The organism is Caballeronia sp. dw_19 (assembly GCF_018449515.1).
Taxonomy (GTDB): domain Bacteria; phylum Pseudomonadota; class Gammaproteobacteria; order Burkholderiales; family Burkholderiaceae; genus Caballeronia.
The window spans coordinates 85819-109837 of the sequence record NZ_JAAVUQ010000016.1 but is presented as its reverse complement, the minus strand read 5'-3'; the positions used below and the strand labels follow the sequence as shown (position 1 = coordinate 109837).

The 24019-nt window shown below is 59.2% G+C and carries 20 protein-coding genes, 1 tRNA gene and 2 riboswitches; of the genes, 6 read left to right on the top strand and 15 right to left on the bottom strand.

The features are described from left to right. Positions 1-10: 10 nt before the first annotated feature. A riboswitch (Fluoride riboswitch) is annotated at positions 11-77 on the bottom strand. A gap of 43 nt (positions 78-120) precedes the next feature. The 9 genes from HB376_RS21560 to fdnG form a co-directional block, all read right to left on the bottom strand. Continuing rightward, positions 121-1683 carry a DNA mismatch repair protein MutS gene (locus HB376_RS21560; protein ID WP_213765700.1) on the bottom strand — a complete coding sequence of 521 codons (1563 nt, stop codon included), beginning with the start codon at positions 1681-1683 and terminating at the stop codon, positions 121-123. Further along, complete coding sequence (locus HB376_RS41750) at positions 1680-3215, bottom strand: hypothetical protein (RefSeq protein ID WP_213765699.1); 1536 nt, start codon at positions 3213-3215, stop codon at positions 1680-1682. The genes HB376_RS21560 and HB376_RS41750 overlap by 4 nt, the downstream gene beginning before the upstream one ends. Positions 3216-3515: 300 nt before the next feature. Beyond that, a riboswitch (Fluoride riboswitch) is annotated at positions 3516-3579 on the bottom strand. A 598-nt stretch (positions 3580-4177) separates the two neighbouring features. Next, positions 4178-4273, bottom strand: a tRNA-Sec gene (locus HB376_RS21550). A 48-nt stretch (positions 4274-4321) separates the two neighbouring features. Continuing rightward, positions 4322-6235, bottom strand: coding sequence for a selenocysteine-specific translation elongation factor (gene selB / locus HB376_RS21545; protein WP_213765698.1), 1914 nt, complete (start codon positions 6233-6235; stop codon positions 4322-4324). Further along, positions 6232-7668 carry an L-seryl-tRNA(Sec) selenium transferase gene (gene selA / locus HB376_RS21540; protein WP_213765697.1) on the bottom strand — a complete coding sequence of 479 codons (1437 nt, stop codon included), beginning with the start codon at positions 7666-7668 and terminating at the stop codon, positions 6232-6234. Before selA ends, selB begins: the two co-directional genes overlap by 4 nt. Before the next feature lie 13 nt (positions 7669-7681). Next, positions 7682-8677: a formate dehydrogenase accessory protein FdhE gene (gene fdhE, locus HB376_RS21535; protein WP_346730545.1), complete on the bottom strand. Its 996-nt coding sequence runs from the start codon at positions 8675-8677 to the stop codon at positions 7682-7684. A gap of 78 nt (positions 8678-8755) precedes the next feature. After that, complete coding sequence (locus HB376_RS21530) at positions 8756-9412, bottom strand: formate dehydrogenase subunit gamma (protein WP_213765695.1); 657 nt, start codon at positions 9410-9412, stop codon at positions 8756-8758. Further along, the gene (gene fdxH / locus HB376_RS21525; protein WP_213765694.1) at positions 9399-10331 is read right to left on the bottom strand and encodes a formate dehydrogenase subunit beta; all 933 of its coding nucleotides are present in this window, start codon (positions 10329-10331) and stop codon (positions 9399-9401) included. The genes HB376_RS21530 and fdxH overlap by 14 nt, the downstream gene beginning before the upstream one ends. Before the next feature lie 9 nt (positions 10332-10340). Next, a complete protein-coding gene (fdnG, locus tag HB376_RS21520; protein ID WP_213765693.1) occupies positions 10341-13409 on the bottom strand; it encodes a formate dehydrogenase-N subunit alpha in 3069 nt (1022 codons plus the stop codon). 306 nt (positions 13410-13715) lie between these two features. Here fdnG and HB376_RS21515 point away from each other — a divergent pair, with 306 nt between their 5' ends. Then, positions 13716-13961: a beta-xylosidase gene (locus HB376_RS21515; protein ID WP_255631485.1), complete on the top strand. Its 246-nt coding sequence runs from the start codon at positions 13716-13718 to the stop codon at positions 13959-13961. Between the two features lie 28 nt (positions 13962-13989). Here the strand turns inward: HB376_RS21515 and HB376_RS21510 are convergent, their stop codons facing one another. Then, on the bottom strand, positions 13990-15117 hold the full coding sequence (locus HB376_RS21510; RefSeq protein WP_213765692.1) for an aminotransferase: 1128 nt from the start codon (positions 15115-15117) through the stop codon (positions 13990-13992). Between the two features lie 174 nt (positions 15118-15291). Between HB376_RS21510 and HB376_RS21505 the strand changes: the two genes are divergently transcribed. From HB376_RS21505 to HB376_RS21485, 5 genes are all read left to right on the top strand, one after another. Then, entirely contained in the window at positions 15292-16461 is a 1170-nt protein-coding gene (locus tag HB376_RS21505) for a succinylglutamate desuccinylase/aspartoacylase family protein (protein WP_213765691.1), read from the top strand. Positions 16462-16551: 90 nt separating this feature from the next. Continuing rightward, entirely contained in the window at positions 16552-17364 is an 813-nt protein-coding gene (locus HB376_RS21500; protein ID WP_213765690.1) for an ABC transporter substrate-binding protein, read from the top strand. 52 nt (positions 17365-17416) lie between these two features. Continuing rightward, a complete protein-coding gene (locus HB376_RS21495; protein ID WP_213765689.1) occupies positions 17417-18145 on the top strand; it encodes a PAS domain-containing protein in 729 nt (242 codons plus the stop codon). Continuing rightward, positions 18145-19101: a threonine/serine dehydratase gene (locus HB376_RS21490; RefSeq protein WP_213765688.1), complete on the top strand. Its 957-nt coding sequence runs from the start codon at positions 18145-18147 to the stop codon at positions 19099-19101. Before HB376_RS21495 ends, HB376_RS21490 begins: the two co-directional genes overlap by 1 nt. Continuing rightward, the gene (locus HB376_RS21485; RefSeq protein WP_213765687.1) at positions 19098-20120 is read left to right on the top strand and encodes an ornithine cyclodeaminase family protein; all 1023 of its coding nucleotides are present in this window, start codon (positions 19098-19100) and stop codon (positions 20118-20120) included. Before HB376_RS21490 ends, HB376_RS21485 begins: the two co-directional genes overlap by 4 nt. On the opposite strand, the gene HB376_RS21480 is transcribed toward HB376_RS21485, so the two are convergent. The 5 genes from HB376_RS21480 to HB376_RS21460 form a co-directional block, all read right to left on the bottom strand. Beyond that, complete coding sequence (locus tag HB376_RS21480; protein WP_213765686.1) at positions 20090-20869, bottom strand: IclR family transcriptional regulator; 780 nt, start codon at positions 20867-20869, stop codon at positions 20090-20092. The two genes, HB376_RS21485 and HB376_RS21480, sit on opposite strands and share 31 nt — an antisense overlap. Positions 20870-20957: 88 nt before the next feature. Further along, a complete protein-coding gene (locus tag HB376_RS21475) occupies positions 20958-21722 on the bottom strand; it encodes an amino acid ABC transporter ATP-binding protein (RefSeq protein WP_346730544.1) in 765 nt (254 codons plus the stop codon). Next, on the bottom strand, positions 21719-22369 hold the full coding sequence (locus HB376_RS21470) for an amino acid ABC transporter permease (RefSeq protein ID WP_213765685.1): 651 nt from the start codon (positions 22367-22369) through the stop codon (positions 21719-21721). Before HB376_RS21470 ends, HB376_RS21475 begins: the two co-directional genes overlap by 4 nt. 2 nt (positions 22370-22371) lie before the next feature. Next, positions 22372-23097: an amino acid ABC transporter permease gene (locus HB376_RS21465; RefSeq protein ID WP_213765684.1), complete on the bottom strand. Its 726-nt coding sequence runs from the start codon at positions 23095-23097 to the stop codon at positions 22372-22374. 60 nt (positions 23098-23157) lie between these two features. Further along, positions 23158-23991 (bottom strand): transporter substrate-binding domain-containing protein, encoded by an 834-nt coding sequence (locus HB376_RS21460; RefSeq protein ID WP_213765683.1) that lies wholly within the window; start codon positions 23989-23991, stop codon positions 23158-23160. Positions 23992-24019 lie beyond the last annotated feature (28 nt).

The window sequence follows — 24019 nt, the reverse complement described above, 5'->3', positions numbered from 1 at the left end:
CCTGACCCGGGAACTTGTAGGCATCATCAGCCGGCCTGGCCGGCGGTTCGCGGAGGAATGCCATCTCCGTCAATCGAGTGTAGCACTCGTAATTGACCACTGCGCGTGGGATACGCGTCCTTACGAGTCCGATTCTTCAACTTTCGACAGACTGACGGAGATGGGCTCAGCATGTGCTTCCGATTCGTCTTTCGAGAGGAATATTCGCCTGTACAGATCTTCCCCATAGCTGGTTTGCAAGGGTTCAGCCTCCGTCAACTTGAATGTACGCTCGCCGTCCGCACGCCGCTCCGCTCTCAGGAACATCATGCTCTGCGCCTTCTGCTCATGCAGCCCGTGAGCCAGCGCGTACAGATGCGTCACCAGTACAATTTTTACGCGCTTTCGCAACAACGCCGCGATGATCTGGCGCGCGATCTCGGAACCTTCGCGCTCGTTGGTTGCCGCGAATGACTCGTTGCACAGCAGCAGCGAGTGTTCGCGAATGTGATCGACGATTTCGCTCATCCGCTTGAGTTCCTCATCGAGCTTTCCGCTCTTCATCGACGCGTCTTCCTCGCGCTTGTAATGCGTAAAGATCCCGTCGCATACGTTCGCCGAAAACGATGCCGCCGCTACGAACATTCCGCATTGCATCATGACCTGCGCCTGCCCGACGCCGCGTAAGAACGTCGACTTGCCGCCTTGATTTGCACCGGTGATGACAACGAGGCCGCGGCCATCCCCAGTTACGTCGTTGCCGACAGGGGCATGCGCGGTGCGCAGTGCCAGGCTGGCGTCGTACAGCCCATCAAAGGCGAGCCTCCTGTCAGTGCGTTCGCGTGGCACGGGAACGCACACGGCCAGGCGCAGGCGCGTCAGTTGGTGATGCAGATTGACGCATCCGATGTAGAAAGCCAGTTCAGTGCGCAGCATCGTGAAAAAGCTGAGTATGTGTTCCGCTGACTGGGCAAGTGCATTCGCGACGAGATTGATGCCGCGTGCCTCCAGGTCCGACACTGCTCTGGCGCCGGCCTCATCCCGGTCCGCGATGTGAAACGTCAACGAGCGCGGCCGTTTTGCGAATAACCGCCTCAGAAGATTGGGATCCTTCTCGTGAGGTTTCCGAAGCACGTAGTGGATTCCCTTGTTGCCCTGGCCCAGCCCCGCACTGATCAGCACGCCGTGGCTGAACCTGAGCTCCTTGAGGCAACGCTGAATTGTCACGAAATACTCGTCCGTTAACTCCCGCTGGATCATTGAAAAAAATTGAGTGAACCCTTCCGATCGAAACTGCGCCGCCTGCGTGTCGGCGAGATCTCGTATCTTCTTCAACACGCCCACGAATTGCTGAATCAGGTCACGTGCGCCGTGCAGCACCGAACCGGGTGACCCCGAAAACACCCCGTAATAGCACTTTCGCTTCGTTTCAATCCCCTCGATCGCGATAGCGTATATCTGCCTCACTACCGCTTCGAAGATGATGCAATCGCTAACGATTGCCTGACGATAAGTAATTTCGTCCAGATTGATGGAACTCGCTGGGACCACTCGTTTGGTCACGTCGCAGACAAACGCATCGCCCTGCGCCATGGCCTGATAGAGCGCGTTCAACTCTAGGTCCTGTACGAGCGCCGCCTCATTCCACACTGCCTCCTGGCACATATCCAGGTCCCGGTCCCGGTATAAAAGATGGGCCTTCATAGTCCGAGCCGCTCCGTCAGATGATCATAGGTCAGGCCATAAAGCGCTGCGACCGACACTGCATACGCCCGGCCATCGGCGGGCCTTCTTCTCACCCGGAAGGTGCGGGAAGCCGGGTCTTCGGGCTTGACTTCGCTCACCATGCTCACTGCCCGTTCGTCGAGATGAGCGAGCTCTTCGATAAAGGTCACGCAAACGCACAAGGCATCGCGTTCCAGTATCTCGCCGATGATTTTCTTGCTCAGGAACAGCGCGTCGGTCAGCGTTGTAGAACTGAATATTTCGTTCATGATGATGACGCTTCGTGACGTGGCATGCGCCAGGATTTGATGGACACGCATCAGGTCGTCCTGGAGCTTGCCGCGCAGATCTTTCGTATTCTCTTCGCGCTCGAAGTGCGTAAACAACTGGTCGCACAGAAAAAGCGCAGCGTTCCGGCCTGGTACCGGACAACCTATCTTCGCCAGGTAGTGCAGTTGGCCGAAGGTGCGGGCAAAGGTCGTTTTTCCACCGTTGTTGGGACCCGATACGACAATCAGGCGTTCTTCGCCATCGAGATGGCAATCGTTACAGACCACGTGTGATTTTTCGATCATGAGCTTGTACGCGAGCGCCAGATCGAACGTCTCGTCGCAATGCATCGCTTTGCTGGTTGACGACATCCGTGGATAGCAAAAGCTCAAACCCGCTGATTTGCAGATGCTGACGTAGTCGCGGTACGCCAGATAAAACTGAACTTCACGATCGAACGTCTGGATCGTGGCGTCGAGATAGTCCGCGTTGTTCGCGCAATACGTAGCGAGTTCGACGAACACCTGAGGGTGCAACTGCGCGACGAAATCCAGTACACGGGCTTCCACATGGTTCATGTCCAGCCAGTCGCGCAGCTCTGCGCTGTGATCCTTAACCGTGCCTTGCTTGAACTTTCCGAAGATACTCAGGACGTCGGCACTCTGATCGATCTCTGCATCATAGTGAAGCACCGTGACCGAGCTCCCCTTGACGCGAATGCAATATCGGATCGCCGCCAGACTCTCCTTGATATGGACCGCATCATGCATGAGCGACCGAAAGCGAGCTGATGCAACATACCCGCTCAGCGTTCGATGGAACTCTCGCAGACCTTTCGATCCGGGCGCCGCCAGCGGCAAATCATGGGCAAAAGTCTCGAGTGTCTTGCAATACACCGCGATCGCTTCGAGGCGCCACCACTCACTTTGCATCGGGTAGTGAAGCTTCTCCGCCTGCGCCAGATGCTGGCGCATCTGGCGCATGCCCGCAGCGAAGGCGTTGATGCTGTCGAGCACGGCTGCATTGTCGAGATCCTGCATGACCTCATGCCGGTAGGTGATCGCCTCCTCGCGCGTCAGCTCGGTGTGGAAGAATGGTTTTAGGTTGTAATCGTCCCGTCCCAGCGTGACTGCCGAGACGATCTGATCGAGATTGAGGTCGCCGAAAAACGGCGGCTCCGGCGTATCGTCGTGCCTTGGGCCGTCTTCCGGCTTTTCGAACAGGATGCTGTGAAAGACCACGCGTATCCCCTTCTTGTTTGAAGACTACATCCCCCCCGCAGATCAACGCGGCCTATACTCCGGGCAACGCGCACCCTTGCGCCCGTATCGAGCGGAATGTCCTAAGAGAGGCCCGTAGGCCGATAGTCGAGAGATAGCCAACCCATCATGCTTCCTTTCGACGAGCAGCCTGCGCAATCAAATCGGATTGCGAAGAGACCGGACGGACGGTGATGGAACTGGGATCGTGCGCCGAGCTAACGACGGAGCATGTTTTAAGGCAAGTGAAGCCGTTGGACGCGCGCCCACAGTGCCATACCCAGGCCTGTAGGCATCATCAGCCCGTTGCGGGCGGTTACGGAGGAATGCCATCTCCGACGTCAATTCAAAGTCTACGCCTCGCAAGATGCAGGGGCAACCCCTTGCCAAGCAGTGGTCGGACACCTGTTTATTCCGTGAGGGGTGTCCCGGGTCGCCGTATCCATTCCATGTGGTTTTTCCGCGCAACCGGCATCTCAGTCAGCGTTTGCGCATCTTCATCGATTGGCTCGCGGAGATGTTCGGCGAACTGGATTTTGCCGGACAGGTTTCGTAGCGAGAGAAACGAGCGCTTGTCACACTGCTCTTACCTCGAGGGTTTGCGATCTCACCACTCGCTCAAGCTCGATGCGTTGTTTGCTGCTCGATTCTATCGGTCTCGCCGTCTTCATGACTCGCTCCATCGTCGGTACAAAGAGCATGACAATGGCAAGACACATTGGCTCCCTTGATTCAGAGGCACTACACCAGGTGCAGTTCGCAGCGTATGCTCTTGAGCCCACCAGTAATGGCATAGAGACCAATGCCGCAACATACTTATGGGAGCGGGCGCCAGATATAAAAAAATGTATTTTTTGCCGTCTTTTATTGAACCGACTAACTTCCATTCGGAAGTTTTATGATTACCGCTACAGCGTCGATTGAGAGAGTCTGATCGCCTTGACTGGCGGAAAGCAGCAGGAGTCGAACCTACCAGAGAACGTCTGACGCCCTCTACTGGGTTTGAAACCCAGCCGCACCACCGGATACGTATGCCTTCCTTCGATAAAACTTCGATAAAACATTAACCACCTACCACTGTCGATCGGTCAGAGCAGATCCAGCCAGCGGCTGTCCGTGCGCATGACATGCAGGTCACGGTGAAAGCGAGTATACCCAACCCGATCGAAGAATTCCAAAACCTGGATCGCGCGTTTGCGGCCTAGCGCCGTGATATCGCGGAAAGGCGCGGCCGCGAGTTGGCCATCGCTCCTGCTCGCTTCAAGCGCCGCCATGGTTGCCAGCTCGCGAATCGCCTCCCGATGATAGAAAAGATCGCGTACGACCTGGAACACTTCGCCCTGACGCGCAAGCTTGCGCATCAACTGGCGCACGCGCTCCTCAGGCAAACCGTGCGCGGCCGCAAGATCGCGGACCCACGGCGGATTGAAGCGGCCGGCCTGCACCGCCGGCAACAACTTGCCGGCAAGCGCCTGCTCTGCATCGTCCAGCGTGACTGCATGGCCCGGCAGATGCAGCCATGGCCCGCTCTTCACAATGTCGCCGCGCGAAGAAGTGTCGTCGATCAACGCGCGCCACAACGCATCGTCTGCCAGCGGTGCGACCATCCTCCGTAAGCGCGATGAATCCGGACCTTGTTCATCGGGCGAACGCGCATGGAATTGCTCCAGCACAGCAACCACGCGAGCCGTCAACGCGCGCCATGCCGCGTCTGCGACCAGCAGGGCGTCGTCGCCGGATAAAGCGACCGCATGCGTCCCGGCGGGAAGTCGCAGTGCCGCTGCCGGCATGCCGGTCAGATGCTCCAGCAACGAGCGCGAAAGACCATGCGGCGCCCGGTCCAGCAATGCGTCGAGCGCGCCCGTGTCGAGCATCGCCTGCATTGCACCGAGCCAGGCCAGCCGCTCAGGCGTTCGACGTTTGCGCGCGGGACCAAACGGATCGAGCACATGGCCCCCGCCTATCGTCCGGTTCGCCTGCGCGTTTCTCACGATAAACCGGTCCCCCGGCACCGAACACATCGGCCGCTCGAACACGAGTTGTACGCGCGCGGTATGCCCCGGAGCCAGCGACTCGCCATCAAGCAACGCCACGTGCGCGACCTGATGCTGCGTTCCCAGATGCACATGCAGCGGCGCCCAATGCTGCAACGTGACAGCGGCGTCGGATAACAGGTTCAGCGTGACATCAATACGCTCCGACGCCCGCGCCAAACGCGGGTCGACGATCCAGTCACCGCGATCGATTGCAGCCTTCTCGATGCCCGCGAGATTCAGCGCGCAGCGCTCGCCCGCGCGCCCCGCGGAAGCCGCGCGATTCTGTGCGTGGATGCTGCGCACGCGCACGGGTTCGCCTTCGGGCGCAAGCAACATGGTGTCGCCGGCATTCACGCGTCCCGAGACCACCGTGCCCGTCACAATCGTGCCTTGCCCGGTCAGCGTGAATACGCGATCGATGGCCAGCCGGAACAGCCCGTCATCGCGACGCAGCCGCCAGACCGCAGCCGCTGCTCGCAAGTGCGCGTTCAATGCGGCCACGCCGGGGTCATCGACGAGCGTCGCGTTGGTGTCGAAGACAGGTGCATCCTGCAGCGTGCTGCCGCTCAGGAATGCCTGTATTTCCTCATGCACCTCAAGCAAGCGCTGCGCTTCAACACGATCGATCTTGGTCAGCGCAATGGCGCCCTGCTTCACGCCGAGCAACTGCAGGATCGCCAGATGCTCGCGTGTTTGCGGCATCACGCCGTCGTCGGCGGCAATCACGAGCAACGCGTAGTCGATACCGCTCGCCCCCGCCGTCATCGTGTGGACAAGTTTCTCGTGTCCCGGTACGTCGATCAGGCCGAGCACATCGCCGTTATCAAGCGGTACATACGCATAACCCAGTTCGATCGAAATGCCACGCGCTTTCTCTTCTTTCAGCCGGTCAGTGTCCACCCCGGAAAGCGCGCGTACGAGCGTGGTCTTGCCATGATCGATATGTCCCGCCGTCCCTACGATCATTGCGCACCGCCCCGACCCGACAACTGCGCGACGAGTTCCGCCTCATCGGCCGCTTCGAGGCAACGCAGATCAAGACACAGGGCATGGTCCGCTATACGCCCGATGACCGGTCGTGACATTCCCCGCAGGACTTTTTCAAGCGCAAGCAACTGCCGGCCACCGCGTTTGCCATCCGCCATCCTGACAACGAGGCCGTAGCTCGGCAGCACGTCGACGGGCAACGCGCCGCTGCCGATCTGGCTGAACATCGGTTCGACGGCGACCTCGTAGCGCTCACCCGTCATTCGCTGCAAGACAGGTTGCAGACGTTCGGCCGCGGCGCGCATGACGTCGGCGGGACGCGTGAGCAAGCGCAAGGTGGTCAAGCGCTCCGCCAGCATTTCCGGCGCGCGATACAACTGCAGGACGGGCTCGAGCGCGGCGAGCGTGAGTTTGCCCACGCGCAGCGCCCGCTTGAGCGGATGTTTCTTGATCTTCGCAATCAGGTCCCGGCGGCCGACGATCAAGCCCGCTTGCGGGCCGCCAAGCAGCTTGTCGCCGCTGAACGTGACGAGATCCGCGCCCGCGAGAATGGTTTCAAGCACGGTGGCTTCACGCGGCAAGCCCCATTGCGTGAGATCGACCAGCGTACCGCTGCCCAGATCGACCGCTACGGGCACGCCGCGCGCCCGGGAGAGCGGCGCCAGCTCCGCGACGCTGACCTCCTTGGTGAAGCCGCTAATGGCGTAGTTGCTCGTATGCACTTTCATCATCAGCGCCGTTCGCGGGCCGATCGCTTCGTCGTAATCCTTCAGATGCGTACGATTCGTGGTACCGACCTCGCGCAGCTTCGCGCCGGCGCGGCTCATGATGTCGGGAATACGGAACGCACCGCCGATTTCCACCAGCTCGCCGCGCGACACGATCACTTCTTTCCTGGGAGCCAACGCAGACAATGTCAGCAGCACCGCCGCCGCGTTGTTGTTGACCACGGTCGCCGCTTCAGCGCCGGTCAGTTCGCAGATGATTTCATCGATCAGGTCGTCGCGGTCGCCGCGCTTGCCGGTGTCGAGATCGAATTCAAGGTTCGACGGCTGCGTGAGCGCCTTGACCACCGCGCTGATGGCCTCGTCAGGCAACAACGCGCGGCCGAGATTGGTATGCAGCACCGTGCCGGTCAGGTTGAACACGCTGCGGAACTTCGCCCGCGCGCGTTCCCGCAGGCCTTGGCCGACAGAGAGCGCAAGTTGCGGCACCTCGAGTGAAGCAACCAGCGCCTGACCCGCCTGCGCCGCCACGCGCCAGTTGTCCAAAGCGCCGCGCAATCCCGCCAGCACCTGCGAGCGGCCGAACGCTTCAGTCAGCGCCAGGAAATCCGCCGACGTCATGACCTGCTCCACCGAAGGCACACGTGCCATCAGCGCCCGTAATTCGACGCTCGTTACATCGCTCACAAGCCGATCCTTTTTAATTGGACTTGTTGGGTTGGTCCGTTTTTTCGTCGACTTGTTCCGGCCAGAGCCACGGATGTGGCGAAGCACGCCGATACCCCTCCTCGCCCATCAGCAAGTCCAGCGTCAGGCTGGCCAGGTCGTCGGCGAAAGGTTCGAAATCGTAGTCCTTGTCCTGATAGCCGATCTTGCGATACGTATGGCATTCGTCGCACGATTCAGCCTTCAACGGAGCCTTCTTCGATTCGGCTTCCTTCGTCGGCGTATCAGCGTCCGGGCTTCCCAGCGCGTGATAGGCGATGCCTTTCGTCGAATCGCAATTCGAGCATTTCGAGCGGACCATATGCCACTCGGTCGCGCACAAACCGCATTGCAAAAAGCGGTAATTGTCATACGCGCCACCCACTCGCACGGTGCTCGCCACGGGATGCGACCCGCAGACCGGGCATAGTCCAAGCGTTTCCAGATACGGCACATCGCGCTTGTCGATGTCGGCGGCTAGATCGGTCCAGACCACTTGCAGCGCGGCCGATATGAACGGCGCACTTGCCGGATCGACTTCGGCGAAGCGTTGCGCGAAGATCGCATCGGCTTGCGCTTCGAGCGCTGCCGCGTCGAGCGATCTCAGTTTTTTAATCAATTGCTCAAGCGCGGGCGTAAGCGGGCCGGCAGCTTGCAGTTTATCGAGCAGGCTAAGTAAAACGTCTTGCCAGGCGGGATCACGCACGCCCGAGAGCGCGGGAATCAAGGGCATGGAATGCGCTTGCGCGCTTGCAATCAACTCGGCGCTCGGAGGCTTCGCCTTGAAGCTCGCGATAGTCTCCTGCTGCGCGTCCGCCAGCGCGGCCATCAGGCGCAGATAACCTGCTATGGGATTGCTGCGTTCGGCGAGTTGCCTTAGCCGCGCCGCGCGTGCGAGAAACACGCTCGCACGCTCAGGCGTGCGGATGCGTGGAATAGCCGACTGATCGAGCGACTCTATTTCGCCCGCTTCCAGGATGCGTTGGACCACGATTTTCGACCTCTTGAAACTGAAGGGCCGCCGCGTTTTTCTCGGGCGAAGAACGCCGGCGGCCCGCATACGTCGGACTCACTTTCCGATCGTTTCCTTGAACCATCGCGGATGATGCTTTTTCGCCCAGCCGTACGTCACGGTGCCACGCGTCATGGCGCCGATCGACCCTTTGATCCACAGCGCAGCATAAATATGCACCACGATTCCGACGATCAGCACGAACGCGGCAGCGGCATGAACTACGGCCGCGAGGCGAATGATCTCGATCGGAAAATAGATCGAGAAATAGCGTCGCCAGATCACTATGCCGCTTGCAAGCAACGCCAGCAGACAGATGACCATTGTGAAAAACAGCAGCTTCTGTCCTGCATTGTACTTACCAATGGCGGGCAGTTTTTCTTCACGATTGTTAAGCACGTCGTCAATCTGGCGCATCCACTGAAGATCGCTCTTGTCCAGATAGTTGTGATGCCAGAAACGCAGCGCAAGAATCAGGAACGAGAGAAACATCACGCAGCCAATAAACGGATGCAGGATACGCGTCCATTGCCCGCCCCCTAAAAGCGCATACAACCACGACATGGCCGGATGAAACATGGCCAGCCCCGACAACGCCAGCAGGATGAACGTGATGGCGGTAATCCAGTGGTTCGTGCGCTCGTTCGGCGTATAGCGGACGATCAGCCCATTACCCCTTACGTCGCGGGGGATAGCGTCATTATCGTGTTTCATCGGATGGCTCCCGTGAACGGCGTGCTTCCTCGGCCTCATGTTGCGCTTCGGCTTCCTCCGCCTCTGACACCTCGTTCGGACCGACCCGCGTGTAGTGGAAGAATCCCGCCAGCGCCGCGACCACAATCCCGGCAAGCGCCAGCGGTTTCGCCAGCCCCTTCCACAGATAAACCATCGCACTGATCTTCGGATTCTGCGGCAAGCCGTGATAAAGATTGGCTTTATCGGCGTGATGAAGCACGTACATCACGTGCGTGCCGCCCACGCCGGCCGGGTCATACAGCCCGGCATTCTCGAAGCCGCGTTCCTTCAGATCCACAATGCGGTCGGCCGCCTGCTGCTTCATGTCTTCCTTGGTGCCGAACATGATCGCGCCGGTCGGGCAGGTCTTCACGCAAGCCGGTTCCTGTCCAACCGCGACCCGGTCTGAACAGAGCGTGCATTTATACGCGCGATTGTCCTGCTTAGAGATTCGCGGCACGTTGAACGGGCAACCCGTCACGCAGTAGCCGCACCCAATGCAGTTCTCCTCGTGAAAATCCACGATCCCATTCGTATATTGCACGATCGCGCCCGGCGACGGACACGCCTTGAGACACCCCGGGTCCTCGCAATGCATGCAGCCGTCCTTGCGGATCAGCCACTCGAGATCGCCTTCAGTGTTCTCGTATTCCGAGAACCGCATGACCGTCCACGAGTGTTCGCTCAGGTCGCGCGGATTGTCGTAGACGCCGATTGAATCCCCTACTTCATCGCGCAAGTCATTCCATTCCATGCAAGCCGTCTGACATGCCTTGCAGCCGATGCACTTCGATACATCGATCAGCTTCGCGACCGTCCCCGTGACCGGTACGCGAACCTGTGGTTCAGGCAGCGTCGTGGCGGAGAGACGTTTGATATCCAGTGATTGCAGTGCCATCTCTTCTCCTTATGCCTTTTCGACCTTGACGAGGAACGACTTGAATTCCGGTGTCTGCGAATTCCCGTCGCCCACGGAAGGCGTCAGCGTATTGACGAGATAGCCTGGCTTCGTCAGTCCCTTGAAGCCCCAATGCAACGGCAGTCCGACTGTCTGTACCTTTTTCCCCTCGATCATCAAAGGTTTGATCCGCTTCGTCACCACCGCCACCGCCACGATGTATCCGCGATTGGACGACACTTTCACGCGATCCCCCGCGACCACGCCCACCTCCTTCGCCAGATCCTCGCCAATCTCCACGAACTGCTGCGGCTGAATGATCGCGTTGAGGCGCGCGTGCTTGGTCCAGTAATGGAAATGCTCGGTCAGCCGATACGTGGTCGCCGTATGCGGGAAATTCTCGTGCGTGCCGAATGCGGCCCGGTCGTCCGGGAACACACGCGCCGCCGGATTGCTGACAACCGCCTTGTTGTGCGGATGCATCGGGTTGTAGCCCAGCGGATTTTCGAACGGCTCGTAGTGTTCCGGGAAAGGCCCTTCCACCAGACCGTCGCGCGAGAAAAATCGCGCCACGCCTTCCGGATTCATGATGAACGGATTCATGCCGTTCTCTGGCGGTTCGTCCACCTTGAAGTCGGGAATATCCGCACCTGTCCACGCTTTTCCGTTCCAGGCAATCAGCTTGCGGGTGGGATCGAACGGCTTGCCGCTGACGTCGCATGACGCGCGGTTGTACAAGATCCGCCGATTCGCCGGCCACGCCCACGCCCAGTTCAACGTGTTGCCGATACCGGTCGGGTCCGAGTTGTCGCGGCGGCCCATTTGATTGCCCGCTTCCGTCCACGCTCCGCAGAAAATCCAGCATCCGCTGGCCGTGCTGCCGTCGTCGCGAAGTTGCGCGAAGCTCGACAACTGCTCGCCTTGCCTGGCGAGGACCTTGGTTTTGTCGGTGACATCGGTCACGTCCGCCAGCGCCTTGCCGTTGAACTCCATCGCGATTTCTTCGGGCGTCGGGCTCTCCGGGTCGGCGTACGGCCAGCTCATGTTGAGAATAGGATCGGGATATTTTCCGCCCTGCTCCTTATAAGCGGTCCGTATGCGCAGCCACAGCCCGGACATGATCTCAAGATCGCTCTTCGATTCCCCCGGGCCTTCCGCGCCTTGCCAGTGCCACTGCAGCACGCGGCTGGAACTCACCAGCGAGCCGCGTTCTTCCGCAAAACACGTGGTCGGCAAGCGGAATACTTCCGTCTGGATCTTCGATGCATCGACGTCATTGAACTCGCCGAAATTCTTCCAGAACTCCGACGTTTCGGTCGCGAGCGGGTCCATGATGACGAGCCACTTCAGCTTGGCGAGACTCGCGCCAATCTTCGACTTGTTCGGCGCCGCCGCGAGCGGGTTGAAGCCCTGCGCGATGTAGCCGTTCATCTTGCCCTGGTTCATCAGCTCGAACACTTGCAGCATGTCGTAGGACTTGTCGAGCTTGGGCAGATAGTCGTATCCGAAGTTGTTATCGGCGGTTGCGTTGGCGCCCCACCACGACTTCATGAAACTCACATGGAACGCGCGGTAATTGCGCCAGTAGCTCAACTGGTTCGGACGCAGCGGCTGCGTCGCGCGCTCCTTGATGTAGTTCTCGAAGTCCTGCTCACCTTCCATGGGCAGCGTCATGTAGCCCGGCAGAAGATTCGACATCAAGCCAAGATCGGTCAGCCCCTGGATGTTCGAGTGGCCGCGCAACGCATTCATGCCGCCCCCCGCAATGCCGATATTGCCCAGCAGCAATTGCACCATCGCGCCCGTGCGGATGATCTGCGAACCCACCGAGTGATGCGTCCAGCCGAGCGCGTACAGGATCGTGCCGGCGCGTCCCGGTACGGCGGTCGATGCCAGCATCTCGCAGACCTTCAGGAATTTCTCCTTGGGCGTGCCGCAAATCTTCTCCACTTGCTCGGGCGTATAACGCGAGTAGTGCTGCTTCATCAGGTTGTACACGCAGCGCGGATGCTGCAGCGTGGGATCGATCCTGGCGTAACCGTCGTCGCCGCGTTCGTAGTCCCAGGTCGCTTTGTCGTAGCTGTGTTTTTCCGCGTCATAGCCGGAATACAAACCGTCGGTGAACGCGAAATCCTCGCGGACAATAAACGGAAAGTCCGTGTAGTTCCTGACGTACTCGTGCTGGATCTTGTCGTTGGTCAGCAGGTAATTGATCACGCCGCCCAGGAACACAATGTCCGAGCCAGTCCGGATCTGCGCGTAATAATCCGCGACCGAAGCTGTCCGCGTAAAGCGCGGATCGACAACAATCAACCTTGCCTTGCGGTGTGCCTTGGCTTCCGTGACCCACTTGAAACCGCACGGGTGCGCCTCGGCTGCATTGCCGCCCATGACCAGAATCACATCCGCGTTCTTGATGTCGACCCAATGGTTCGTCATCGCTCCACGGCCAAACGTCGGGGCAAGACCTGCCACCGTCGGGCCGTGTCAGACACGTGCTTGATTATCGAATGCGAGCATGCCAAGACTGCGGACAGTCTTGTGCGTCAGGTAACCCACTTCATTGCTACCGGCCGATGCTGCGAGCATGCCGGTGGTCAGCCATCGGTTGACCTTCTTGCCGTCTTCCGTCGTCTCGACAAAATTGGCGTCGCGGTCCTCCTTCATCAGTTTGGCGATGCGATCGAGCGCATCTTCCCACGACATGCGTTTCCATTCATTCGATCCGGCCGCGCGATATTCCGGGTACTTCAGGCGGCTTGAGCTATGAATGAAGTCGATCAGGCTTGCGCCCTTGGGGCAGAGCGTGCCGCGATTAACCGGGTGATCCGGATCGCCCTCAATATGGATAATGCTGGACTTGGCATTTTTGGCGTTGTCGCCCAGACCGTACATCAGGATGCCGCAACCTACCGAGCAGTAAGGGCAGGTATTGCGGGTTTCAGTGGTGCGCGACAGCTTGTATTGACGGACTTCTGCTAACGCTGGCGCCGGTGAGAAACCCATGAGGGCCAAACTCGATCCGGCAAGCGTACTTGCTGAAACCTTCAGGAACTGTCGCCGGGACATTTGTAACATCGTGCGCCTCGGCGTTTTTAGGGACCGACATAATTATAAGGTCGGGCCAGGAATTACGCAGCGCAGAGCGTACGGCCGTTCGCATCGGCTAATTACGCCGGAAATAAGGGCCTAAGACCTTGGCGTGGAGGCAGGGCGGGCATTATTCCTGCGCAGGAGCGTGATCCCTCATCTTTATTACGCGCCATGATTCGATTATTTTTTACCGGCTCCGCTAACAATACCTGCAAAAAATCCGCTAAGCGGCGCTTGCCGCGCTCGGGCGCGTTAGCGTTAGTCTTAGTGGCCGGCACCACGCTAATGGCCATGACGACTTCCGCAATGGCCCAGATTCCGCAGAACAACGGCAGCTCTCAGCAGGAAAACCGGACCTCTTCGATGGGGTCGAGCCCTGACCCCTCCGCCTCCGCCGTTCATGAATCGAACAAGCCGCAATCGAAGGACGCGGCGGCCCAGGTGCGCGGCGCAACCGCCGGCAAAGGACACAAGGCAGAAGGCGCCGGCGGGTTCAATAACGGCTTATATGGAACCGGTGCGGGCAGCAATAAGTAGCTTGAGTAGCTTGGCCGCCCGCACTTGATCACCGGCGTCCGATGTCCTCAAGGAAGCTGGAAACCTTGACCAACCCTTCTTGAAGGACATTGAGCGGGTTGGCGAAACCGACCCGGACATACCCTTCCATATCGAACGCGCTGCCCGGCGTGAACATCACACCCGTTGCTTCGATCAGCGCAGTACAAAATTCGGTTGACGACATGTCGACATCGACCTTGAGCAGGCAAACCGTCGCGGCCTTGGGCTTGATATACGACACCAGCGGCTCCTTGCCGATCCAGTCGTCGAGAACCGCAAGATTAGTGCGTGTAATTGCGTGGTTGCGCGCAAGGATCTTGTTCCTGGCCTCAAGCGCAATGGACGCAAGATAATCGTCAATCATCCCCACGCTGATGGTGTTGTAGTCACGGTGAATACACACCGCGCGAATCAGTTCGACCGGCCCCGCAATCCATCCCAGCCGCAATCCGGCCAGCGACCACGTCTTCGACATGCTGCCGGTACTGATACCCCGTTCGTAAAGATCGGCGACAGACGCGGTGAATCCTGAGCCTTCCTGGTCCGTGCCCCGATAAACCTCGTCGCACAAGAGGTAAGCGCCGCACGATTGGGCGATGGTGACCACCTCCTTGAGAAAGGTTTCATCCATCAACGAGCCCGTCGGGTTGTTCGGGTTGTTGATGGCGATGAGCTTTGTCTTCTGGTTTGCCAGTTTTCGAAGCTCGTCGAGATCAGGCAGGAAACCGTTCTCTTCGCGCAGCTTCATGGTCTGCACGTCGGCACCATAACTTTCGGGAATCGAATAGTGCTGCTGGTACGTCGGCAACACCGCGATCACCCGGTCGCCGGGCTCGATCAGGGTTTCGTACACCAGCGCATTGCCGCCTATGGCGCCGTGCGTCACGACAATATTCTTCGGCGTCTGCCGCTCATACAACGCCGAGATGTTGGCCCGCAACCGGTCCGACCCTTCGATCGCGCCATAGGTCAGCTTCATGGGAAGGAGCTCGTCAAGCAGGCTGTCACGCTTGCCGGTCAGTTCGAGTAATTGCGCCACCGTCAGCGATTCGACGCAGGTCTCAGCCAGGTTATAGCGCGCCTCGTGCTCGTACCGGTCCATCCAGCGTTCGACAAGAAAGTCCTTGATCTTCATTGAAATCTCCGTGAATCGGCTACCCGCAACAATAGCCGACATGATGGGCGAAAAAATACAACCGGGCCAGGTCATCCCTGCTGAACCAGCCAACATCGATGCCGTTCTTTTTTCGTTTGACCGATTATATTTTACAGTCTATCTTAGACTAATAAGTACATTTTGGAAAACGACATGACGCTATCGACTGAACATTCCGAGTTGCCCGCCTTGTCGCCGGGTGCCTCGCATCGCCTGTTGAAACACACCTTCAAGGGCGTTGGGTCGGTTGGGTCAGTTGGGTCGGAACTCAGCGCTTATATCCAGGCGGGTCTGCATGCCGACGAGTTGCCCGGGATGCTGGTGATCCAGCATCTGCTCGACGCACTGGTCAAGCTGGATAACGCGGGCCGCATCCGCGGACGGATCGTCGTGCGGCCGTTCGCCAACCCCATTGGTTTGGGTCAACGCGTTTTCGGCGCGCATACAGGACGCTTCAATCTCGACAACGGCGAAAACTTCAACCGCCGTTTTCCCGATCTCACCAGCCGAGTGGAAACAGCATTGGCTACCCGCGATATCGGCCATAACGACGTCAAGAGCGCGAAGGCTTTGTTCGCCGATGTGGCGGCAGAACTAACGCCGCTCGACCCCGTTGCCGCCATGAAAGCGGCACTGCTGACCGAAGCGTTGCAACACGACATCGTGCTGGACCTGCATTGCGACACGGACGGCATCCTGCATCTGTACAGCAATCGCAGCCAGCACACGCAAGCCGTCGCGCTGGCTCGCTGCATGCAGATCAAGGCGGTTTTTCTGGAAGACCGCGCAGGCGGAACGCCCTTCGATGAAGCCATCACGCAATGCTGGTCGGTGCTTCAACAAGCGGGCGTAGTAGACGAAGAACACACCGCGTTTTGCACGTCGGTCGAACTTCGCGGGCAGGCTGACGTGTCGGATGCTTTTGCGCATGCCGATGCCCAAGGCATTCTGCATTACCTCGCTTTGCGGGGCCTGGTGGAGCTGGATCCAAACAATGACGACGGTTTTCATCCGCTCGCCGAACACGATGTCATGGTGTTCCCGCTCGAAGGCGTGTCGCATGTGCCGGCACCGGCCGGAGGTCTCGTCGCTTATAAGAAGCGTCCCGGCGATACGGTAAAAGCCGGCGAGCTTATCGCCGAGATTATTCCGCTGCTTGGTGCAATCGGCGCGGCGCGTCATCCGGTATTCAGCGATGTCGATGGCCTGCTGATCGTGCAGCAATACATGAAGCTCGTGCGCCCCGGCCAGAGGGTTGCTCTGCTCGCAGGCAAAGAAGCGCTGCCTCATCGCAAGACCGGTCAACTGCTTAACGACTTTTAGTTGCGTCCAGGCGCGGGTTTCAACCAAGTCGCGCCAAACACGTTTTCCCTAGCCTTTTTCATTCTTTAAAACGCGGAAGTGAGGATAGCCATGAGGCAAAATGCGTTAAGTGCCATGCTCGCGGTTGCGCTATGCGCGGCGGTGTCCATGTCGGTAGCGGTGCAGGTTCAGGCGAAGGAGATTTCGACCATCCGCTTCGGTGTGGAAGCGGCTTACCCGCCGTTCGAATCGAAGGCGGCGGACGGCCAGTTGCAAGGCTTCGACATCGACCTCGGCAATGCGCTTTGCGCCCAATTGAAAGCGAAATGCGTGTGGGTGGAGAATGCATTCGACGGGCTGATCCCCGCGTTGCAAGCACGCAAGTTCGACGCGATAGACTCCGCGATGAACATCAACGCGAAACGCAGCGAGCAAATCGACTTTACCCAGCCGCTGTACCGGACGCCCGCTCAACTTGTGGCACGTTCGGGGAGTACCTTGCAGCCCACGGCGGCGTCGCTGGCATCGCATAAGGTGGGCGTACTGCAAGGATCGATTCAGGAGCAATACGCCAAGCAAACGTGGGCCACGAAAGGCGTGGACGTGGTCAGCTATCAAACCCAGGACCTTGTCTATGCCGACCTGGCCGCGGGACGTCTGGATGCCACCTTCGTCGACGCGACCGCCGCGAGTCTTGGCTTCCTGAATCAACCCGTGGGTAAAGGGTTTGCTTTTGCCGGGCCAGCGGTCAAGGATGCAACAGTCATTGGCACAGGGGTAGGTATTGGGGTAGGTATTGGTGTGCGCAAGGGTGACAAGGAACTCGTTGACGCGCTCAACAGCGCGTTTCTGGAACTGAAGCGCAACGGCACTTACCAGAAGTTGTTGAAGAAATACTTTACGGTCGATCTGGCGGTCGACTAAGCCGCACGTGCGGAACATCGCACGACTGTTCCGCACGAATCGACATTGAATCATGACTAAAGCACGTAATTTGAAGATCATCTCCGGAAAAGCCGCTGAGCTCGAGGTGAATCCGTCGTCCAAGCCGCCGTCCAGGCGGGCGGTCAAGCGCAGCGAACCCCGACCGTCAGCCGAGCTGCTGGCGCGCTATAGCGCAATCGCCGACGGCATCGTCTTGCTGTTTCCGCCGTATACGGAAGTCGTCATCCACGATCTCAACACGCAAACCGTGGTGCACGTGGCGAACAATCAGTCCAAACGCGAACTGGGCGACGAATCTTCGCTCGACGACATCGAATTCGATCCGGACGAAAGCGTGATCGGTCCGTATGAAAAACTGGGCTGGGACGGCCGCAAGATCCGCTCGGTGAGTATTGTCGTGCGCAGCGATGCAGGTCACGCGATTGGCGTCATGTGCATCAATTTTCATATTGCGGCGCTGGAGCAAGCCAGGCAGGCGCTTGACCTGCTCCTCTCCACCACTGCTCTGCAACCGCAGCCCGAGAAGCTGTTCCAGGACGACTGGCAGGAGCGCGTCAATATCTTTCTCAACCACTGGCTGCAGGAACGCAAGCTCGCGCTGTCCATGCTCACGCGCGAGCACAAGCGCGCGCTCATAGAAGCTCTACATGAGGAAGGCGCGTTCAAGGGCAAGAGCGCGGCTAACTACGTGGCGAAGGTGCTGTCGATCGGCCGCGCCACGGTGTTCAATTATCTGAAGGAACTGAGGGGCAACGAGTGATGAATGATCTGTTTCAACGCATTGAGGAAGCGCATCGCGCCATTCGACCGCAAGTGAGCGTAACGCCGCTTGCGTTCAGTCCGATGTTGTCGAAGGTGACTGGATGCGACGTCTACCTGAAGTGCGAGCATCTGCAGCATACCGGCTCGTTCAAGTTTCGCGGCGCGACCAACAAGCTGCGCCTGTTGGACGCTGATGCCCGCCGCAACGGCGTGCTCACGGTGTCGAGCGGCAATCATGGTCAGGGCGTGGCGCTCGCCGGCAAGCTTGCGGGCGTGCCCGTCACGGTCTACGCGTCCGCATCTGCAGCGGCGATCAAGCTCGACGCTATTCGTGCGCTGGGCGCCGAGGTGGTGACGCTGAACGACACAACGCTGGCCGTCGAACTTGAAGCCGCCCGGCAGGCAAAGATCCGCGGCATGGCGTTCGTATCGCCTTATAACGATCTCGACGTCATAGCCGGTCAAGGCACGATCGGCATGGAACTGCATGAGCAGTCTACCGATCTGGCCGCGGTGTTCGCCTCAGTCGGTGGCGGTGGCCTAATTTCCGGTATCGGCACAGCGGTCAAAACGCTGCTTCCACAAACCGACGTGATCGGCTGCTGGCCCGCGAATTCGACCGCCTTGTACAGCTCGTTCCAGGCTGGAAAAATAATAGACGTTGAGGAAAGCGAAACAATTTCAGACGGAACCGCGGGCGGTGTGGAACCCGGCTCCGTGACCTTCGATATTGGCCGGGAAGTCATTACCGGCACGGCGCTGGTGACAGAAGAAGAGATCAGGGCTGCCATGAAACTGCTCGCGCAAACCGACCGCTGGATGGTGGAAGGCGCCGCCGGTGTCGCGCTGGCATCCATGCTGAAACTTAGCGCGCAGTATCAGGGCCGGGCGGTGGCCGTGGTGCTTTGCGGACGCAACATCATGCTGAATAAATTCATCGAGGCCGTTAAGTGAAAATCTGGACGAAAGACGAGATCATCGCGCGCTTCAATATGGAACGCGCGGTGCGGATGATAGAGGAAGGTTTCATCGCTTATTCCCGCAAGACCGTCCAGGTGCCGCCGGTCCAGAACTTCCAGTTCGATGCGGCCAATGGCGATTGTTGTGTGAAGTCCGCTTATGTCGATGGTGCAGCGGCTTTCGCGGTCAAGGTGTCTACCGGCTTCTACGATAACCCCAAGCAAGGCTTGCCAAGCAACAACGGCCTGATCGTGCTTTTTTCCGCCACGACAGGCGAACCTGTCGCCCTGTTGCAGGATGAAGGCTGGCTCACCTGCGTGCGTACCGCGCTCGCCGGGCAACTCGCCGCACGATTGCTCGCACCGCGCGAGGTGCAGGGGATTGGCATTATCGGCAGCGGCGAGCAAGCGCGGTTGCAGCTTGAATATTTGCAACCGGTGACCGGTTGCCGGGACGTATTCGTATGGGGGCCGAGCGCGAAAAACCGCAAACAATACGTCGAGGAAATGTCGGCACTGGGCTTCAACGTGCGCGCGATGGACTCCGCGGAAGCCGTCGCGGCGAACGCTAACCTGATAGTGACCACAACACCATCGCGCGAACCGCTGCTGCGCTCAGACTGGATCCGCAACGGTACGCATATCACGGCGGTCGGTGCAGACAGCACGGGCAAGCAGGAACTCGATCCGGTAATCGTTGGGCGGGCCGGGGTGATTGTGGTGGATTCGATCGATCAGTGCAGCAAATACGGTGAAATCTCGCATGCGTTATCCGCCGGGCTGATTCATGCGAAGCAGTTGCTTGAGCTCGGCACGTTGCTGGACGCGGGCAAGCGTGCTCGCGATGATACCGACCCTGCCCAGATCACTGTAGCTGACCTGACCGGCGTTGCGGTGCAAGACGTGCAGATTGCGGCTAGCGTGAGTCAACGTCAACGCATTGACCTATCGCGAATTCAGCACGGCCACGCCTCTTGCCACGATCAACCCACCGCGCTGAAACCCGTTCCGTAATAGGGCTGCGATAAGGTCTTCGCCGACCGTATAAGGTCCTCAAGCATGGCCGCTCGCTTGTTCTGATCAGTGTCGCGGCTGGTCATGAAACACAGTGCGGCAACGGCTTGCCCGTTCTTGTCTCGCACGGGCGCCGCCATGCAATATCGAAACGTGTGGGACAGGCCTTCCGTGCAGAAAAACCCTTGTTGCGCGGCACGCTCGACATCGCCCAGGAATTCCGGCACTTCGATTCGCTTGCCGTTGTCGAGCACGAAGTCTTCTTCTGGAATCAGCGCGAGAATCTCATCCGCGCTCAAGTGACCGAGTAGCAAGCGACCAGAAGCAGTCCACGGAATGGGGACCTTCACGCCTATATCCGAACTGATGTTGAACGGGCGCGAGCTGTTTTCCGACAGCACCACGGTGTACTTGTTGCCCTCCAGCATGCAGAGCTGCGCGGTCTCGTCGTGGCTCCGGACAAGGCCAAGGATAGCCAGGTGCGCCCGGCTGATCAGGTCATTGTGCACCGCATAGTCCGACCCGTAATAGTGCATCTCCCGGCCGAAGAACACGCTGCCGTCCGCACCTGCTTCCAGCCAGCCTGCCTCGGTCAGGATCGTCACGAGTTCGTAGATGCTGGAACGCGGCGCACCGGTTGCTTCAATCAGCTCGCGCATGGTCATGGGACGTCGCACGCTGTGCAATTGCTTGAGGATGGAGACGACCCGGTCTACTCCCCTCGCCCTTGAAGATTCCTGTACAGACATGACTCGAACTCCGTCGGCAATATGATTCGCTCTTTCGATCTTCGACCGACGCGAGCTTAGCGCGTGGACGGCGGCAGATCGGTCGCACTCAATGGTCGAGTACCCGATGCAGGAACTGCTGCGTGCGTTCGTTCTGCGGATTCACGAAGATCTGCTCGGGCGCGCCCTGCTCGGCAATCACGCCCTTGTCCATGAACACCACGCGATCCGCCGTCTTGCGCGCGAAACCCATTTCATGCGTGACGACCACCATGGTCATGCCGTCCCGTGCCAAGCCTCGCATGACCTCGGTGACCTCGCCGACCAGTTCCGGATCGAGCGCAGAGGTGGCTTCATCGAAGAACATGATGCCCGGCTCCACGGCCAGCGCGCGTGCAATGGCTACCCGTTGCTGCTGGCCGCCCGACAACTGGCTCGGATAGTGATCAGCGCGGTCGGCGAGACCTACGCGGTCCAGTGCGTCCATTGCACGCTTGCGGGCGTCCGCCGGATTCATCTTGCGTGCCTTGATCAAGGCCAGCGAGACATTTCCCAATGCATTCTTGTGCGGGAACAAATTGAACTGCTGAAACACCATGCCTACGTGACCACGAATTTCGCGTGCGCGGCGCGCGTCGTGAAGTGGTACTTCGTTGACCCAGACCTCGCCGGCGTCGGCGGTTTCAAGACCGCTCATGATTCGCAGGACGGTGCTCTTGCCCGAACCGGAAGCGCCAATGAGGACAAGCACTTCGCCCTGGCGCACCTCGAGGTTGATTTGCTTGAGCACCTGTGTCGCACCGAACGACTTGGTGACGCCGCTCAGGTTGATGATGGGCTTGACGATAGGTTCAGACGCGTTGGCAGTGTTCACGACAACAGGCTCCTTCTTCGATCATGGCGGCGCACCCACCGCGACAGGGGAAAGCACACAATGAAATACAGCGCGGCAACCAGACCATAGATTTCCACCGGCTTGCCGATCCGGTCGACAATCGCCTGACCCTGATGCATCAACTCCGACATGCCGATCATGCTGACAATCGACGTGTCCTTGATGAGGGACAGATACTGGCCGATCAACGGCGGCAGCACGATCTTTCCGGTCTGCGGCAGGATCACCGAAAAGAACGCCTGCGTCTTGCTCAGTCCGAGGATCTGCGAGACTTCCCATTGTCCCTTCTGGACCGATTCAATGCCCGAGCGAAAAACCTCTGCAATGTAAGCGCCTTGATAGACGCTCAGCCCGATCACGCCGGCTGCGAATACGTCGATGGCATAACCAAAGTACGACACGCCAAAATAGATGAACATCAGCGTGATCAGGACCGGCGTGCCGCGAAACAGCTCGGTGTAGAGCCGGGCAAGCCGTGGCGTACCCCAAGGCCCGAAGGTCCGCAACACGGCCGCCAGCAGCCCGACAAGCGTGCCGCCCACAATGGCCGCGACAGAAAGAATGAGCGTTGTCAGCAGGCCCTGAAGCAGGATGGGTAGACTGGACATCAACAGGTCGATTGTCATGGTCACTCTCCTGTTCCAGCGCTCACACGGCGCCTGAAAAGCAATGGCCGGCGTGCACGTTTTGCCAGCATGAGCGGCGGGTGAAACAGCCGCGCCCCGACCACCCCGGCTACCCACGACAGGAAGTTGCTCAGCACCAGATATGCAATCAGCGTAATCGTGAACGTCTGGATGTACAGCAACGTACGCGCGTTGATCACCGTCGCCATGCCGGTCAGTTCCGGCAATGCGATAGCCGACAGCAGCGAAGTCCCGAGCAGGAGCTGGATCAGGTTGTTGACGATCGCGGGATAAACGGCGCGCGCGGCCTGCGGCATGACCACCTCAATGAAGATCTGCGAACGCTCCAGCCCGAGAATGGATGCGGCCTCCAACTGCCCGCGCGGCACGGACTGAATGCCCGCCCTGAACACTTCGGCAAGGTACGCACCCACGTTCACGCCGAGCGCGATCACACCAGCGGAATACGCATTGAGCGTGATGCCCATTGACGGCAGGCCGAAGAAAACAATGAAGATCTGCAGCAGCACCGGCGTGTTGCGAATCACCTCGATATAACAACTCGATATCGCCCGCAGCACCGCGACGCGCGACGTGCTGGCCAGCGCGGCCAGCAGGCCGAGCAGCATCGCAACGACGAAGGCCAGCAACGTGACCTGAAGCGTCAGCCACGCCGCCCGGACAAAATCGTTCAGATAGCCCGACAGGGTCACCCATTGATAGCTCATTGCTCCTCCATCTTCTGCCTTGCGCGATGCATGCGGCGTTAGCGCTTCAGTACTGCGGCATCAGTACTGCGGATTCAGCGGGAAACGCGGATCGGCGCCGAACCACTTCTTGTAGAGCTGGGCGTTCAGTTTCGACGCGTTGACCTGGAACAGGAACAGGTTCAGGTAATCGAGCCAGACCTGATCGCCCGCCTTCACACCGAATGCGTTGTATTCAAGCGGAACCAGCGCTTCGTCGGTCACGGTCAACTCGGGGTCGAGCGAAGCCTGATACGCAAGGAAGTTGTTGTCTTCGATCATCGCGTCGGCCTGGCCTTGCTTGACCGCGAGAATGGCCGCTTGCGAACTGTCGAATTCCTGGATCTTCACCTGCATGTTCAGCGCCCGTACTTCGTCGCCGTTCGTCGATCCCTTGACGGTGGCGATCGTGCGGTTGGACATGTCATTGATCGACTTGATGCCGCTGCTCTTCTTGACGAGGAGCGCCTCGCTGGCCACAACGTAGGGATTGGTGAAGCCGATCTCCTTGGCCCGCTCCAGATTGCGTGTGAAATTGCAGAAGACCACGTCGACCTTGCTGGTTTGCAGGTTCGGAATACGGTTGGCGCTCGTCGTATTGACCACTTCCAGCTTCACGCCCATTTGCTTGGCCAGCTCTTTCGCGAGGTCAACGTCGTAGCCGTCGGGTGCGCCATCCTTGTTATAAAAACCGAAGGGCGCAAAGCTCAGGCAGTCGCCGACGCGCAGCGTGCCGCGCTGCAAGACCGCCTTCAGCGTGGACTCTGCCGCATCATCCTGAGTTGGGGTGGCAACCTTCGTGCAACCGGCCAGCGTCAATAGACCAGCCACCGCAAATAAACAGGCGATACGTGCGCTTTCTTTGACAAGTCTCATTTGGGTCTCAGCCTTGAAAGTGAAAATG

Bases quoted from the DNA above. Each gene is read 5' to 3' on its own strand.
- HB376_RS21470 (WP_213765685.1), bottom strand. From the start codon at position 22,369: ATGACAATCGACCTGTTGATGTCCAGTCTACCCATCCTGCTTCAGGGC.
- HB376_RS21460 (WP_213765683.1), bottom strand. From the start codon at position 23,991: ATGAGACTTGTCAAAGAAAGCGCACGTATCGCCTGTTTATTTGCGGTG.
- fdxH (WP_213765694.1), bottom strand. From the start codon at position 10,331: ATGGCACTGCAATCACTGGATATCAAACGTCTCTCCGCCACGACGCTG.
- HB376_RS21505 (WP_213765691.1), top strand. From the start codon at position 15,292: ATGACGCTATCGACTGAACATTCCGAGTTGCCCGCCTTGTCGCCGGGT.
- HB376_RS21495 (WP_213765689.1), top strand. From the start codon at position 17,417: ATGACTAAAGCACGTAATTTGAAGATCATCTCCGGAAAAGCCGCTGAG.
- HB376_RS21560 (WP_213765700.1), bottom strand. From the start codon at position 1,683: ATGAAGGCCCATCTTTTATACCGGGACCGGGACCTGGATATGTGCCAG.
- HB376_RS21480 (WP_213765686.1), bottom strand. From the start codon at position 20,869: ATGTCTGTACAGGAATCTTCAAGGGCGAGGGGAGTAGACCGGGTCGTC.
- HB376_RS21515 (WP_255631485.1), top strand. From the start codon at position 13,716: ATGACGACTTCCGCAATGGCCCAGATTCCGCAGAACAACGGCAGCTCT.
- HB376_RS21500 (WP_213765690.1), top strand. From the start codon at position 16,552: ATGAGGCAAAATGCGTTAAGTGCCATGCTCGCGGTTGCGCTATGCGCG.
- selB (WP_213765698.1), bottom strand. From the start codon at position 6,235: ATGATCGTAGGGACGGCGGGACATATCGATCATGGCAAGACCACGCTC.
- HB376_RS21510 (WP_213765692.1), bottom strand. From the start codon at position 15,117: ATGAAGATCAAGGACTTTCTTGTCGAACGCTGGATGGACCGGTACGAG.
- HB376_RS21530 (WP_213765695.1), bottom strand. From the start codon at position 9,412: ATGAAACACGATAATGACGCTATCCCCCGCGACGTAAGGGGTAATGGG.
- HB376_RS21490 (WP_213765688.1), top strand. From the start codon at position 18,145: ATGAATGATCTGTTTCAACGCATTGAGGAAGCGCATCGCGCCATTCGA.
- HB376_RS21465 (WP_213765684.1), bottom strand. From the start codon at position 23,097: ATGAGCTATCAATGGGTGACCCTGTCGGGCTATCTGAACGATTTTGTC.